Annotated in this window: 2 protein-coding genes; both read left to right on the forward strand. The window is 57.8% G+C overall.

What is annotated here, in order from left to right; all coding sequences use genetic code 11:
* On the forward strand, positions 1-738 hold a 738-nt coding region (locus ACXJ5O_RS26845), incomplete at its 5' end, for a hypothetical protein (protein WP_457302569.1).
* Between the two features lie 14 nt (positions 739-752).
* On the forward strand, positions 753-1454 hold the full coding sequence (locus ACXJ5O_RS26850) for a creatininase family protein (protein ID WP_457302570.1): 702 nt from the start codon (positions 753-755) through the stop codon (positions 1452-1454).
* Positions 1455-1456 lie beyond the last annotated feature (2 nt).

The raw sequence follows: 1456 nt of genomic DNA on the forward strand, positions 1-1456 counted from the left end.
AATTTTCATCGTCGCATCGATGCATTGATCGAGGAGAGCCGCGCCCTTGGCATTCGATCTGCCGAGTTTGTCTCATTGGTAAGCTCAAGGGTCTTCTACCGCGAAAGTCTTGGCCAACGCATGCGCGTAGTCATGATCGGGCTGTTTCCGGAGGCGACCGCCAGCTATGCGCGTTTCATCGCTGCCCGCCTCGGAAAAGGCGTGGCAGTGGAACCCTTGACGATCTCGGCAATCGAGCGTGACCCGGAAACGAGAGCGCGCGCAAATTCGGCCGACCTCGCGATAACCTTTGCCAACAGGCACCGGGAAGTGGCAGCCCTGGTGCCGAACACCAAGGTGGTCACCATCAGTTTCACCCCATCCGAAGAGACGCGAATGGCATTGGCCTCGCTGGATTCGCTGGCTTCGATCGCTGTTGTCTCGCGGTTCCCCGACTTCCTGCCGATCATGAAAGCGGGCGTTCAAAGGTTTGCGCCGCATGTCCGCGAGATTGCGGGAGCGACGCTGGAAACCACGGGCCTCGACGAAATTATCACGCATGCCAGCGTTGTCATCTTCGCGTCAGGTGCCGAGAAGGTCACAAGCCGACTGCGCCCCGGTGCCCAAGCGATTGAATACCGCCACGCTCCTGACGTAGCCGATATTGAGAACGTGATCTTGCCCATCATCCGGGCAGCAGGCGGACTTCCGCCACCCGCATCTGAAAATGCGCTGCGCGTGGCCAGCATGGACAAATAAAGAAGGGAACCACAGTGAAAGTTTCACAAGCAAACTGGCAGCAAATCGAAGAGTATTTACGCAGCGACGACCGAGCCGTTCTCCCCTTGGGAAGCACCGAACAACACGCCCACTTATCGCTCTCGGTCGACTCCATCCTGTCAGAAAAAGTCGCCACGGATGCAGCAGAACCACTCGGCATACCGGTGTTTCCGGTCGTTGCCTACGGTCTCACTCCCTATTTCATGGCTTATCCCGGCACGATCAGTCTTCGCATGGAGACATATGTGCGCATCGTTCGCGATATATTGGACGGGCTGAAGGCGCAGGGATTTCGTCGCATCCTTATCGTCAACGGCCATGGCGGTAATCAGCCAGCGGGCAGTCTGGCCATCGAATGGATGGCAGACAATCCGGGGACAGCAGTCAAGTTTCACAATTGGTGGAACGCACCGGCCACCTTTGCCAAGTTGCAGGAAATCGACAAAGTGGCCTCCCACGCGTCGTGGATGGAGAATTTTCCTTGGACGCGGCTGCCTGGCACGCAAATGCCAACACAGCAGAAGCCAATGATTGACCTTGCGCGCCTGCGCGTCATGGATCCGGCAGGCGTCAGAGCTTACCTCGGCGACGGCAATTTTGGCGGCTACTACGAACGTCCGGATGAAGAAATGCAGGCAATATGGGACGTCGCCGTGGCAGAGACACGAGCCTTGCTCGAAGGAGCATGGGCATGAGC

This window comes from Phyllobacterium sp. P5_D12 (assembly GCF_054049495.1).